This window comes from Aquirufa sp., from assembly GCF_964796385.1.
Genome location: NZ_CBAUBA010000006.1, coordinates 1 through 14,396, shown reverse-complemented (window position 1 = coordinate 14,396; position 14,396 = coordinate 1). Strand labels below are relative to the sequence as shown.

The 14,396-nt window shown below is 39.7% G+C and carries 12 protein-coding genes and 1 tRNA gene; 4 read left to right on the top strand and 9 right to left on the bottom strand.

What is annotated here, in order from left to right:
- Positions 1-42: 42 nt before the first annotated feature.
- From AC1W6K_RS03380 to AC1W6K_RS03370, 3 genes are all read right to left on the bottom strand, one after another.
- Positions 43-130 (bottom strand) — tRNA-Ser (locus AC1W6K_RS03380).
- A gap of 65 nt (positions 131-195) precedes the next feature.
- Positions 196-939: a tRNA (adenosine(37)-N6)-dimethylallyltransferase gene (locus AC1W6K_RS03375; RefSeq protein WP_481946440.1), complete on the bottom strand. Its 744-nt coding sequence runs from the start codon at positions 937-939 to the stop codon at positions 196-198.
- Complete coding sequence (locus AC1W6K_RS03370; protein ID WP_481946439.1) at positions 929-1,699, bottom strand: hypothetical protein; 771 nt, start codon at positions 1,697-1,699, stop codon at positions 929-931. Before AC1W6K_RS03370 ends, AC1W6K_RS03375 begins: the two co-directional genes overlap by 11 nt.
- Before the next feature lie 74 nt (positions 1,700-1,773).
- On the opposite strand from AC1W6K_RS03370, the gene kduI reads away from it, so the two are divergent.
- Together kduI and AC1W6K_RS03360 are read left to right on the top strand one after the other, a co-directional pair.
- Positions 1,774-2,604 (top strand): 5-dehydro-4-deoxy-D-glucuronate isomerase, encoded by an 831-nt coding sequence (gene kduI, locus AC1W6K_RS03365; RefSeq protein ID WP_481946438.1) that lies wholly within the window; start codon positions 1,774-1,776, stop codon positions 2,602-2,604.
- A 1-nt stretch (position 2,605) separates the two neighbouring features.
- Positions 2,606-4,477 carry a glycoside hydrolase family 88 protein gene (locus AC1W6K_RS03360; RefSeq protein WP_481946437.1) on the top strand — a complete coding sequence of 624 codons (1,872 nt, stop codon included), beginning with the start codon at positions 2,606-2,608 and terminating at the stop codon, positions 4,475-4,477.
- A gap of 119 nt (positions 4,478-4,596) precedes the next feature.
- Here the strand turns inward: AC1W6K_RS03360 and AC1W6K_RS03355 are convergent, their stop codons facing one another.
- Genes AC1W6K_RS03355 through AC1W6K_RS03345 form a run of 3 tightly spaced genes read right to left on the bottom strand, consistent with a single transcriptional unit; the run spans position 4,597 to position 7,909 of the window.
- Entirely contained in the window at positions 4,597-5,250 is a 654-nt protein-coding gene (locus AC1W6K_RS03355) for a DNA/RNA non-specific endonuclease (protein ID WP_481946436.1), read from the bottom strand.
- A complete protein-coding gene (locus AC1W6K_RS03350; RefSeq protein WP_481720941.1) occupies positions 5,247-5,999 on the bottom strand; it encodes a carboxylesterase family protein in 753 nt (250 codons plus the stop codon). Before AC1W6K_RS03350 ends, AC1W6K_RS03355 begins: the two co-directional genes overlap by 4 nt.
- Entirely contained in the window at positions 5,999-7,909 is a 1,911-nt protein-coding gene (locus tag AC1W6K_RS03345) for a beta-N-acetylhexosaminidase (protein ID WP_481946435.1), read from the bottom strand. Before AC1W6K_RS03345 ends, AC1W6K_RS03350 begins: the two co-directional genes overlap by 1 nt.
- 103 nt (positions 7,910-8,012) lie before the next feature.
- Between AC1W6K_RS03345 and AC1W6K_RS03340 the strand changes: the two genes are divergently transcribed.
- Both AC1W6K_RS03340 and AC1W6K_RS03335 read left to right on the top strand, forming a co-directional pair.
- Complete coding sequence (locus AC1W6K_RS03340; RefSeq protein WP_481946434.1) at positions 8,013-9,266, top strand: ammonium transporter; 1,254 nt, start codon at positions 8,013-8,015, stop codon at positions 9,264-9,266.
- A 5-nt stretch (positions 9,267-9,271) separates the two neighbouring features.
- A complete protein-coding gene (locus AC1W6K_RS03335; protein ID WP_377982844.1) occupies positions 9,272-9,613 on the top strand; it encodes a P-II family nitrogen regulator in 342 nt (113 codons plus the stop codon).
- Between the two features lie 119 nt (positions 9,614-9,732).
- On the opposite strand, the gene AC1W6K_RS03330 is transcribed toward AC1W6K_RS03335, so the two are convergent.
- From AC1W6K_RS03330 to AC1W6K_RS03320, 3 genes are all read right to left on the bottom strand, one after another.
- Positions 9,733-10,416: a spheroidene monooxygenase gene (locus AC1W6K_RS03330; protein WP_481720947.1), complete on the bottom strand. Its 684-nt coding sequence runs from the start codon at positions 10,414-10,416 to the stop codon at positions 9,733-9,735.
- 262 nt (positions 10,417-10,678) lie between these two features.
- On the bottom strand, positions 10,679-11,764 hold the full coding sequence (locus AC1W6K_RS03325) for a phytase (RefSeq protein ID WP_481946433.1): 1,086 nt from the start codon (positions 11,762-11,764) through the stop codon (positions 10,679-10,681).
- A gap of 64 nt (positions 11,765-11,828) precedes the next feature.
- Positions 11,829-14,396: TonB-dependent receptor (locus AC1W6K_RS03320; protein ID WP_481946432.1), on the bottom strand; the 2,568-nt coding region annotated here is incomplete at its 5' end.

The following is a 14,396-nucleotide window of genomic DNA, read 5'->3' as shown; positions in this document are numbered from 1 at the left end:
AAATTGATAGAAACAAAAAAAGCGAAACTTGCGCTTCGCTTTTGGTAGAGAGTGAGGGATTCGAACCCCCGGACCTGTAACAGTCAACAGTTTTCAAGACTGCCGCAATCGACCACTCTGCCAACTCTCTGTCCCGTAATGAGAATGCAAAAGTAAGGTCTTTTTGTACATTTTGCAATATGTGAACTGATAATTTTAGATATTTTTTAAGACAAAATCGCTTTTAGCTTGAAAAGCTAGCGTATCAGGAATCCACGAAATTAAAATACCTGCCTTTTCCATCTTACGAAAATAGGTCATCTGTCGCTTTGCAAACTGATGAATGGCCACCTCTAATCCCTCCTCAAAACGTTCACGCGATATTTCCCCACGTAAATACTGAACAATCCATTTATACTCCAATCCCAAACGAATAAAATCTGCTTCCGCTGCGCCTTGAGCTAATAATCCTTCCACTTCCTCAATTAAACCCGCTGCTAGCCGAGCTTGGAATCGAGCAGAAATTCGCGCGCGACGAAGGCTTACTTCCGGATTCAAACCAAAAACACGATAAGTCAAATCAAGCGCAATTTGCTTATCTAAAAAATTAGGTAGATGAGAAAATGAATAATTGGCCAACAAAGCCTCGATATACAAACCCGTCCCACCGCACAAAATAGGCTGTTTTCCACGTCTGAGTACCTCTTTTATCGCATCGATGGCCTCTTTCTGAAAATGTGCAACAGAATAATGATCACCCAACACATGATTATCAATCAGATGATAAGGTACATCACCGTACTCAAGTAGATCTTTCCCTGTACCAATATCCAGGCCTTTATATATCTGCCGCGAATCAGCTGAGATTATTTCACCATTTAAGCGTCTAGCTAGGTCAACTGCCAGTGCCGTTTTACCACTCGCGGTTGGCCCCAATAAAACCAATAGGCTAGTTGGCATAATAATATCTCAATTTTAAATTCCCTTTCGTCCAAACTTCTGCATCCACAGAAGCAGAAACACGTTTACCTTCTACTAATTTGAATAACAAAGGAGGCGTTTGTTCCACCACTTTAAATCCGAGGCTCAAAAACCCCTTTCCCGAATTCCAATCCAAATCAATATACGTCATGACATTTTGTACGGGATGAATCGCACGATAAGCATCCAAAAATTTAGTGATACCACCAACTAAACGAATGGATGGAAGCGTGGCTAATTTTATTAACTCACCTGACAACTTTCCTTCCATGCCTGCTTCCTTCATGACGATAGGTTTCCCAAAAACTGCCACCGCGACTAATGGATTTCCCTCCCAGGAAAATTCACTACGAATCCCGCGAAATTGTCGGTGAGGTGGCACTACACAACCTACATAAAGTGCTCCTTTAGAAAATCCCATGAGGTGATTGGCATCCAAAAAATTGCGCGCAGCCTCAGCAGAAATAGGTACGATGCAAGTATCTCGAGCAAAAACGGATTTTAATGGCTTGGTTAATCCGGTCAAAAATTGCATCACTTGTGAATACCGGGCCACCCAAATATCCTCCCAAATTTCTATGGTTCCGGAATGATTTTTCGTAGGTAAACGTGCGTCCATCCCAACATAATTCGCAAAGATTTCAATTCCTAAATCCGCATGAATCCAGTGATCCAATGTAAATCCGACACGCCTAAAACCGAGCAGATGAATGTTTTGATTTAAATCTTCCTGAAACATTTTGACAGAATAAGTCCTAAAGATACAGTAGAAAAGAACGTAATTTAGCTTTGAAATAAAAAACTAACATCATCATGGATTACAGATTTGAGGTGAGTAGAAAAGAAGTATCAACTTTTACAAATCAAGAATTACGGGATAACTTTTTGATTGAGCATGTATTTTCCGCCGATCACATTAATCTTACGTATACAATTTACGACCGCATGATTATTGGCGGAGCCATGCCGGTAGCACAAACCTTGCATTTACCTAATCCAGAAAAGCTTCGCGCGGAGTATTTTTTAGAGCGGCGCGAATTAGGTGTTATTAATGTAGGTGGAAAAGGTACAGTAACCGGCGATGGCGTAGATTTCTCCATCGACAAGTTAGGTGCAGTTTATGTTGCGCGCGGAACCAAAGAAGTTAGTTTCCGTTCTGAATCGAAAGAAAATCCGGCTCAATTTTACATTTTATCTGCACCGGCTCATGCTGTTTTCCCATGTGCCAAATTAGACAGAGAGCAAGTTCAAACTGTTGTTTTAGGAAGTTTAGAAACATCTAACCACCGAACAATCTACAAATACATTCACAATCAAGGCATTCAATCCTGCCAACTAGTGATGGGCCTTACCATTCTGGAACCGGGATCCATTTGGAATACAATGCCGGCCCACGTACATGACCGTCGGATGGAAGCCTATTTATATTTTGATGTAACTCCTGGACATGCCGTTTTACATTTGATGGGTGAAACCACGGAAACAAAACACATGTGGGTACATAATCACCAAGCGATTATTTCTCCTCCTTGGTCGATTCACAGCGGAGCAGGTACCAAAAACTATTCGTTTATTTGGGGAATGGCGGGTGAAAATAAAGATTACACCGATATGGATTTTGCTGAAATTTCTGACTTACGTTAATATGAAAAAATCAATTTTCTCAATCCTCCTGCTGATAGGGGGATTTGTTTTACATGGCCAAAACTATTCGGAAAGAATGTCGGCCAGCATCATGCATACCCATCCCGATTCGATTACCGTCAAATTGGGTAAACCTGCCGGATGGGATTACGAGCAAGGACTTTTGTTGAAAGCTTTGGAAAAAATGTACCAGCGCACAGGAGACGCCAAATATTTCAACTACATCAAGAAGAACATCGACAGCTTTGTTGATGAGCAAGGAAACATTCGCACCTATCATTTCAATGAATTTAATTCGGACAATATTACGACAGGGCGCATGCTGCTGTATTTATATCAAGAATTAGGGGATGTCCGTTATAAAAAAGCGGCCGACAAGCTACGTGCCCAAATAACAGCGCAGCCACGCGATTCAGATGACGGCTTTTGGCACAAGCAACGTTATCCAAATCAGATGTGGCTAGATGGTCTGTATATGTTGGAGCCATTCTATGCAGAATATGGCACCATAACAGGAGAAGATAACTGGGCGGACATTATCAAGCAATTTGAATTGATGTATAAAGGTGCATTGGATGCTAAAACGGGACTTTTAATTCATGCCTATGACCAAGCGCGCGTCCAACCTTGGGCCGATAAAAAAACGGGGCATTCGCCTAATTTTTGGGGAAGATCGATGGGATGGTATGAAATGGCCTTAGTAGAGGTGTTGGATTACATGCCGATTAATCACCCAGGGCGCAAGATTTTAATCAAGCAATTGCAAGATTTATCTGCCGCTTTGCTTAAAATTCAAGATCCTACTTCTGGTCTTTGGTATCAAGTACCTAATTTCCCGGGTAGAGAAGGAAACTATTTGGAAGCTTCTGCCGCGAATATGTTTATTTATGCTTTTGCTAAAGGATCACGCAAAGGTTATTTACCAGCAACCTATCTTAAAGCAGCTCAAAAAGCTTATGCAGGCGCATTGAAAAACTTTATATCAACAGATGCTAATGGATATATCCATTTGGAGAAAACGGTAAGCGTTGGCGGTTTAGGTGGCGTACCGTACCGAGATGGATCGTATGCATATTATTTAAGTGAGCCTTTGAAACAGGATGACCTAAAGGGAGTTGGGCCTTTCATCCTCGCATCATTAGAAATTGAAATTGCCAAAGAACTGGGTGTGGGTAAGGGCAAGAAAGTAGTTTTAGATTATTTCTTTAATCATGAGACTAAAAATGGCCAACGGTTTCACTATACGTGGGAGGATCGCAAAGATTCAGGTTTTCATTTATGGGGAATTCAATTTGAGCAGTTGGGTGCCTCTTTAGATTCGTTGGGTGTTTCACCTACCCGTGAAAACTTGAAAGGCGCATCTGTGTACATAATCGTAGATCCAGATTCCCCTAAAGAAACAGCGAAACCGAATTACATGAATGCCAAAGCTGCAGATGAAATTGAGGCTTGGGTCAAAGCAGGTGGAAATTTAATTTTATTGGCTAATGATACAACGAATTGCGAAATACCTCAATTCAATATTTTGGCGCGCCGTTTTGGAATTGAGTTTGTAGCGCCCAACTTAAATTTTGTTCAAGGACGAAATTGGGATCAAGGAACAGTGTTCATCGAACCGGGTAATATCGTATTCGACCCGATCAAAAAGGTGTATATCAAGGAAATCACTACCCTAAAATTATCGGGAACTGCTAAGTCAATAGCCTCACTTCAAGGCTATTCGGTCATGGCCGTCGCTCAAGTAGGCAAAGGGAAAGTATTTGCCTTAGGAGATCCGTGGTTGTATAATGAGTATACGAATAACCGGAGAACGCCGCTGGAATATGAGAATTTCTTGGCGGCTAAAAAACTAGCCGAATACATGTTGAAATAAAAGAAAGCCCGGGAGACCGGGCTTTTTCTTTTATCAGTTTTGCTGATATAAATACCATGACTTCCCCTTAGCTTTGGCAAAGCTTAAAGCTTTGCCAAAGCTCAAGCAAGAAGTATGCTTTATGGAAACTGAAATCCCGTCATTTTTTCAATGCGATCTTTACTTACGCGATATTGATTCCAGTTTTTTGAGAGGGTACGCTCGTTCGGAAACAGCACATAAAATACCTCTGTGGGGCTATAAACAGCTTTCCAAACATACATGGGAATAGGAACACCCGAGGCGAGCCTGCCTTTTGCTCCGATTCCGCCTGAATAAATCAATAAAGATTGACCTTTTTTCAAGACTAATTTGCGGCAATAAGCTTCAAGAAATTTGAACGGTCCACGATTCAATTCAGGTGTCTGAGGAAGCATATTAGACATCAAGAATGTTTCCTCATTTAATACGTCAAAGGAAGTACGATCTTCTGAATTACACAAATGCCCGCGATCATAACCTGACTCACGGTAGTCATCATCATCTACGCGCTTAAATCCACGCGGCAAATCAGAATCCTCTCTAAACCGGTTCGATCGATCCACGGGTCCTATGTCTGAAGATCGAAGTGTCCAACCAACCCAATTGGCCCGACCCTCTACCCCATTATACGACATCACATATCCTTTTTTGACTGCTAAATAATTAGTGGTAGAAGCAGTCGAGGCCCCCGAAATATTGGGGACCCCGGTTGGCAAAAACGAAAAGAGAAAAAATAAAAGATTTAAAATCATTTACGATGGCTGAAAATCCAACTTAATAAATCGGGTTGCTTGAATGCATTATCCCATGAATTATGATTGACTTTGGGATACTCCGTATACCGAACTTCGACCCCTTGATCTTTGACAGCTTGAACCAATTCCCGTGAATGACGTACAGGAACCACGATATCCACATCTCCATGATGGACCCACAAGGGCACTTTTTTAGCATATTTAGCTACATAAGTTAAATCAGCTCCTCCACAGATGGGTGAAGCAGCAGCAAACATCTTCGGATTGCGCGAAATTGCCTCCATCGTACCCATACCTCCCATGGATAAACCCATGATGTAGGTACGATTTTTGTCATGCTTAATTGATTTAACCAAATCAATGACCGCTTGTAAAGGCCAATTAATTGGCGCTGTATAATCAAAAACGAATGTAGTTGGGGTAGTTGACCGATTAATTTGAACGGAAGACCAATACGAATCCTTCGGGCATTGTGGAAAAATAACGATGGCAGGGAAATTAATTCGGTTGAGTGAATCCAAAAATACATTTTTACCGTATTTCATTTGTGCCTCATTATCATCCCCGCGTTCACCTGCGCCATGTAAAACCACTAATAAAGGGTATTTTTTACCTGGTTTGTAATCTTTAGGATACAGGATTTGATACGGCAAAACTTTACCATCTGCAACCATATAACTATTTTTCTCAAATTGCCCGTTTGCTACAAACGTAAAAGCAATAAAAAGGAATAGGTATTTGATCATTATTTCGCGCGTTTAACGATATCGTCAACAGTTAAATCCATCGTCCTACCCATAGCTTTATTACCTCGATAGGTAACAATTTTCATCACGGTAGCGTCTTTAGGAACAACGACTGCTCCATTTGCCGCTGGATAAAACTGATCTGGATAGGAATGATCGAAGCTATAATGAATGGTTAAGCCACTAATTTCGGTCGTTGGCAATACCGTCAATTCACCCAATGCATTCCGACTTACCTGAATAATAGGTTCATACATACTAGGCGCGTATTTCTTTTGAGCTACATCAAATCGCGCCATATGAGACTCGACACGTCCTACAAAATTATCCCAATTACGGTTTTGGGGTTCAGACCAAAGTGCCTCTGCTATGGCAAATGAACGCGGGTAGGTCATATATTGCAAATGACGGTAATTAAACAATTGCTCCGACCAAAGATTCGCTTGGCCACCTTTCACTAATTTGGCATCAACTCCAGCAGGAACTGGTTCAAAAGCATAGGAATCACGTAAACGTACCGTTTTGTAAACGGGTGGCTCGATAGCCTTATCTCCTTGCATTAGGTCGATATACACATGGTTATTGGGTGTCATGATAACTTCGTGGCCATCTTTAGCCGCTAAAATTCCGCCATCCATACCACGCCATGACATCACAGCTGTATTTTTTGGCAATCCACCTCCTTCAAGAATTTCATCCCAACCCATCATGCGCTTACCTTTGGAAGTGATGATTTTTTCTAATCGGCGAACGAAATGAGCCTGAACTTCTTGTGAATTTTTCAAACCCAATTCTTTACGCATAGCTAAAATCTGCGGATTTTTATCCCAATAGTTTTTGGGACATTCATCGCCACCCATATGGATGTACTCAAATGGGAATAAGGACGAAACTTCACCCATCACTTTGTCTAAAAACGTATACACCTTTTCATTCGCAGGACATAAAGTATTGTCTTGTAAAGCCTCTGGATGTCCATGTGACCAATCAATAAAAGGCTCGCCTGAAATTACTTGGTAATTAACCGCTTCCGGTGTGCAAGATAACTCTGGATATGAGGCCACAGCTGCCATCGAGTGGCCTGGAACATCGATTTCTGGCATGATGTTTACGAAACGCTCTTGGCCATATTTAACAATTTCTTTAATTTCTTCTTGCGTATAAAACCCTCCGTATGTACGTGGTTCATTGGGAAGCGGTTTAGAAAAGTCCGTAAAGTGTCCTACTTTTTTGACATTAAACGCCCCTTTTTTCGTCAAATTAGGGAATGATTTAATCTCCACACGCCAGCCCTCATCGTCTGTTAAATGCCAATGCAACACATTGTATTTGTAAGCAACCATTTCATTAATAAATTGCTTCACTTCCTCTTTTGTGAAGAAATGACGGGAAACGTCTAGCATCATGCCGCGCCAAGCAAAACGGGGCGCATCTACGATGTTCACATACGGAACTTTCCAAGAAACACCTGCAACAACTTGTTTCGATTCAATTTCCTTTGGTAATAATTGAATCAAAGTTTGAATACCATAAAAAATACCAACAGGCTTATTGGCCCGAATATGAACACCCTTTGCATCAGATATTAATGAATAGCCCTCATTTCCTAACGCTGGATCAGACTTTGAATTTAGTATAAAATGGATAGCGGCCATAGAAGCCGAAGAACCTTGATCGGTTAACCATTGAACTTTTTTACCGGCGACTTGTGTCAACTTCGAAGTTAGATGCCCATAAATGGTGGCAAGTTCAGGGGATTTAGGCCCAGCAAGGACGAGGGAATTTCCAAGTGTATATGCCCCTTTGCTAAATGTTACTTGTGTGGGAGCAGGAATGATGGCTGGATTTTGGGCCAAAAGACTTGTAGATAAGATACAAGTCATCCCCAATAAAGTTAATTTTTTAAGCATGTTGAATAGGTTTAATTAAGAAATTAAAGTTGACGCTAATTGCCATAAATTCCAAATCGTTTTTTATTTTTGCAGGTAATACGCATTATATACGAACAAAACCATGAACGAATCTGCTACCCTTGCTGCTCAGCAAGTGGAATTAACACACGCTATTGATACGGTTTGGGTTGCCCTGTGTGCAGCTCTTATTTTTCAAATGGAAGGAGGTTTTGCCCTTTTAGAGGCAGGATTTGTCCGTTCTAAAAACGCCGTAAGTATTATCGCCAAAGTCATCATTGACATTATGTTTGGGGGTATCGCCTTCTATTTAGTTGGCTTTGGAATCGCCTACGGAAAATCAAATGGCTACTGGGCTTTTGACACAGGAATAATGGAAGGGGATTTAGGATTAGGATTGACCATTTCCAATTCTCTTTTCTGGTTCATTCAAATGGGATTTGCGGTAGCAGCTATTTCTATTGTTTCTGGTGGTGTGGCTGAACGCATGAAAATGTGGGCGTATGCTATATATGTTATTATTTTCAGTGCCATTTTGTATCCTTTAGCTGCCAACTGGGTTTGGAATCCAAACGGTTGGTTAGCACTACGAGGCTTCAATGACTTCGCGGGTTCTGCTGCCATTCACTCGATGGGTGGATTTGCAGCGTTAGCAGGTGCCATAGTATTAGGACCTCGTTTAGGAAAATACAATGAAGACGGAACTGCGAATGCAATCCCAGGTCATAACTTGACTTTATCAGCCATAGGAGCATTCATCTTATGGTTTGGATGGTTTGGATTTAATCCTGGCTCTACGTTAGGAGCTGTAGGTAAATGGGATTTAATCGGTTCGGTTGCTACCAATACATTTTTAGCCTCTGCAGCTGGTGGTGTAGCCACGATGCTTTACACATTTATACGTTACAAGAAGGTTGATATCACGATGGTTATCAATGGGGTATTAGCGGGTTTAGTAGCTATAACTGCAGGTTGCAATGTTGTTAGTGCTGATTCAGCACTGATTATTGGATTAATCGCAGGTACGATTGTGGATATAGCGGTCGTGGTAATAGATAAGATGAAAGTAGATGATCCGGTAGGCGCCGTTGCCGTGCATGGTGTTAATGGTTTCTTTGGAACGATTGCTGTGGGTCTATTCTCCCAAAAGAATGGATTATTCATCACCGGCGAAAGTGCTCAATTCATCACGCAGCTGATTGGCGTATCTGTTATATCCGTATTCTCATTTGTCTTAACTTATGCCATCTTTATGGCATTGAAAAAAACGATCGGAATTCGTTTAAGTCATAAAGCAGAATCAGCTGGAATTGACGCCGTTGAATTTGGAGTAGAAGCATATACAACATTTGAATAAGAACGATGAAAAAGATAGAAGCAATTGTTAAGCCGTCCAAATTAAAAGCCATCCAAAAGGGCTTGATTGACGCAAATATTCCGTGTATGACTGTGGTTCCGGTTCGTGGAGCTGGGCTCCAGCAAGGGTATTCGGAGATTTACCGTGGCACTGAAAAGTCGATGATTTTATTACCCAAGGTGATGATTATCTGTGTTGTGAGCGATGAAAACTTAGAAAAGTGTATCGATGTCATCTTGGATAATGCCTCCGAAGGCAATGTGGGTGATGGGAAAATCTTCATCTATGATGTGCAAGACGCGATTCGGATAAGAACGAAGACCAGAGGGGTTGAGGCGATAAGATAAGGTGAGAGGTAAGAAGTAAGAGGTGAGATGTACCATTTTATGCTGGCTAGCATTTATATTTTCAAGATGTAGATGCTAGCCAGATTTAATTTATAATGAATAACATTTTACTTTACCTCTTACTTCTTACCTCTAACCTCTTTTACCACCCTCATCCTAATAAACATCTCCTCGCTATACCAATCATACTGCCGAGTCTTCTTGATCATCGGGGCATGTTCTTTGCTCTGATACGCAAACTGATCTAAGTTTGACGCAGATTCCCAAAGTGAAAACGTTGCTTGCTCAAATAAAGGCAACTCCCCTACGCCTTTAGCATATTTTAAGCCTTGTTTTCCTTCTAAATGTTTACTCGCAGAAGGTACGTTCCACCAGAATAAAAGGGCTTTATGCCAACGAATACTTGCGCGCGTGATGACCGCGACAGGACCTTCCCAAGAGTCATCTTGATTTGAGAAATCAAACGGCTGCAGGGAATTCCAAGTCCCCTTCCCCTTGAATGGAATAGCATCCCAACCCGAAATTTGATCTGAAAGGGACGAATAAGATAACCAACGCGCATCATGCTGAAAAAATTCACTGGCCTGTTCAGGAGATTCCCAAACGCCCAGCCATGCATATAAACCGAAATTAGGCCAAATCGAAAACCCATTTCCCGCACCCGTGCCCAAATGCTTCGAAAAGACAAGTCCAGGCGCTGACCATCCCGAAACGAGCGAGCGGCCCATTTCCGCAAACGCATGACGCTTGGCAGAAAAGCCGCTAAACTCCAAAAAACGAATGGTAATGAATTGACCCGACATACACTTATTTAAGCCAACGAATTTACACGTATTGAATTTGAAATTGACATACTCCGTCCAATTTTAAATTATAACTAAATATTTAGTCGAAATAATAGTAGAAGATGGAGAGAAATCTATATTAAAATACGCCTAAAATGTAACCAAAGTATTTAAAAAATTACCTCAACAAATTAAGCCTATTAAACTCATTCTTCCCAATTAGCTATCACGCCTTCAGAAAATGAATGAACTGAATTAAATTACTATCTATAAACACGTATCATTTGAACGGAATAGATGTTTTCGCATCAAAAAAATGCTTCACAGAATAAAATTGAAATGTCTTATTATTAGACATAGCCACAAATAGACCATTTTTGAACCTTTTATTAAGTTTATAACTTATTATTTCACTGCCATCACTTTCGTTAGTTTGTGTCTTAATAATCTTAATTAATTCATGCTTATGCTTATCTGCCAGCTCACCCTCTCTTCTGAAAATATGAAATTGATTAGCTTGTTGGTCCGAAACTAAAATATACCCTTTCTTCGCAGAAGTCTTGTATATGGATATCCCTTCATGATCTTCAGTGAAACCCGTTCGAGCAAACAAGGCTAACTCTTTACCCGAACTATCTGGATGTGCATAATACTTTCGAACACCGACAGTTTCATCAGAATAGTAAACGAAGCCTAACTCATTATCCACCGCAATGGATTCAATTTCCTTCAAGCCCGAATATTGACCAAACTTTCTGACCAATTTACCTCTAACAATTCCTCTGTCATCTTCATATAGTAAATACTGAAATAAATAACCTTGTAAAGGCCCATCTTTACGACTCACTATTGCATAAATCTGTTGAGTCTTTTCATCTGTAAATAATGCAACTCCCATGGGTGAACGCTGAATTTCACCCTCAAAAACTTCAATACCACCTGCATCAACCAACTGCAAATCGGGCAACTTTATGACACGAATTTTATTTGTATTTCGTTCGGTGCATACGGCAATATCAATTTTACCTTTCCCATTGCCAATAAGTCCATAAGCAACATCAATATTGTTAGGTCGATTAATTCCAAGCAGATTTTTTTGAACCATATTTTTGCCAAAAATATCAAAAACATAAATACCTCCTTGGCCAGTCTTTCCACCCTTATCAGTACCAATGATTAAGCTTTTGGCAGGATTTTTTCGATTATAATATATGGCAGGATCATCTGTGTCGAAGCTTACCGTATCACTTACTAACTCAGGGAAAACTTCTACTATAGGAATTTTAGAGATTTTATCTTGCGAGATAACACTAAAGTGAATATTTAGCAGGCAAGCAAACAACAAAATTGCAAAACGAATATTCATCGAGTGTAAAAATAAAAAACGTTTGCTATATAAATAGCAAACGTTTGATAGGAAGTTCTATTTGTTACTTTTTACCAAAAAGGTCATATTTTAATCCAAATCCAATTCTTGAATTATACATTTCTTCTTGGTATGTTCTTTCTCTAATACCTTGGTAATATCGCAATGGTTGGTTAGTAAGATTATTTGCTTCAAAATAAATTCGGAGATTTTTGTTAAATGCATACGAAGCGTTTACATCTAAAAATGTCTGCTTATCATAAAAAATATCTCCAAAAGAATCTCCACCAATTGAATCAATGTAATCACTTGTCATATTGAGTGAAACTCGAACAACCAACTTCTTATTTTCAAATGATAGCGAACTATTAAACATGTGATTTGCCGTTCCAGGAAGAGCTAGCTTATCATTTTCTCTACCTTCAATTCCAGTAGTGGTAGAATTTGTATACGTATAGTTTGCATATACTCCCAAACCCTTCCAAATTCCTGGTAAAAAGTCAAGCTGTCTCTGAAAAGAAGTTTCAAACCCATTAACACTTGCAGTTCCACCATTTTCAGGTCTTGTAGCACTTACTAATTGACCATAGATTGGATCTGTTACATTAAGAGTTGTCTTGTCATAAATAAAATCCTTTAAATTTTTCTGGAATACACCTGCAGAAAACAAACCAATTGACTCAAAATATTTTTCGAACATCAAATCGAAATTCATCGCTTTAGTGGCTTCGAGATCAGGATTACCTCTGCTTAAAACTTGATTGTCCGGACTATAATTTACAAAAGGAACTAAGCTATAATATCCGGGACGAGCTAGTGTGTTTGTCCAAGCCGCTCTTAATATTGAGCTTTGAGATAGATCATACTTTATATGAGCACTCGGTAAAATATTCAAATAAGACTTAGATACATCTGCAATCGGACTTGCGATTTCTTCATCCTCATCAAAACTATACCCATTATATTTAATCGACGTATTTTCCATTCTAACACCTAAAGTAGACATCAATTTAGGGGAAATCTTAACGTCAGCCATGGCATAACCCGCGCTTATAGTTTCCGATGCCTCATAATTTGAAGTGATATACTCAGCAATTTCATCCGTTTTTTTGAAAAGGGATGGATTATATAAATCCAACTTACCGACGTATTCATTTTTCACAAATGCCCCAGGTACATACTGTGGACCATTTAAGAAAATACGCTCATTTTGATTTGAGGACGGTAATTGACCAAATGTATTTCCTGTCGCGCCCAAATTTGCAATGGGAGAATAACTGTCATATGAATTGATTCGCTCTTTATTCTTATTACGAACCCTAGCACCAAATTTTATTATGTTTTCTTTACTAGCTAATGGAAGTTCAAAATCTACTTTAGCATTCAAATCACGCTCTGAAGTAAAATTATTTGCTTCGTAAATTTCATTTAGTGCAAGCGAATTTGCACTGTTTTTATCAACCAAATTTACCACATACTTAAATGGATCTCGCGCATCCACGCGTACATTGGCATTACCTCTGTGCGTAATATATCGCTCATTAGGTCTGTCCTCCTGAGCATATGCATACGTTCCTGACCATGTCATCTTTAATTTGCCAAAAAAGTCTTCACCTGACAAAGTTACATTAGCTACTCTTTGGTCCTCTAAACGAGTATTTTGATTTCTATCATTATCAATACCCCCTTTTGTCTGGATACCTACACGTCCTCGAACTTCATACAAATTCTTTGAAATATCTTTGAATGAAGATGCTACAACAGGCGTATTTAACCTATCAACACGTAAACGATACCTATTCTCACGATCGTCTCTCCAATTATACATAGCATTTAAAAAAATCGTGTGTCCTTTGGCCAACTGATAATCTAATGCCAATGAACTACTTCTACGTATACGCTGTACATCATATTTTCTTAAATCAAAACCACTTAACACAACAGGATAAGCAGGGTTTTTCGTCTGAGCCCAAACGCCCTCAAAATTGTCTGAACCAAAAATATGATCGTTGTAGGACCCAGAAAATACAAAACCTAATTTGTCCTTAAATACCCTGTTACCAACAACAAAGGATAGGTTCGTAATAGGTTTATTGGTTAAGAAATTAACACCTCCACCTAATGTTCCCGACACACGTAGTGCATTTGGAGCCGTTCTAGTAATTAAATTGACTGAACCTCCAATGGCGTCAGCATCCATATTAGGTAATACTGCTTTGTGAACCTCGATAGTTTGAACCATATCAGAAGGAATTAAATCCATCTGAATATTTCTATTGTCCCCTTCTGCGGACGGAATCCTCTCTCCGTTCAATGTAACTGAATTTAATCCAGCAGCCATTCCCCTAATAATAATATTACGAGCTTCACCTTGATCATTTTGCATCGTTATTCCAGGAATACGTTTCATAGCATCACCTATATTTGCGTCTGGAAATCTACCAATTTGGTCAGATGATACTACATTCGTAATGTTGCCATTATTTCTTTGTTGGTTTATCGCCTTTGCCTGCCCCTTTAATCTATCCCCAACAACGATAACTTCCGTCCCCTCAAGCGCTTTCTCTTCCAAAATAAAAAGAAGTTCTATTATACCAGCATCCAAATCTAGCTTTTGAATTACTGTCTCGTA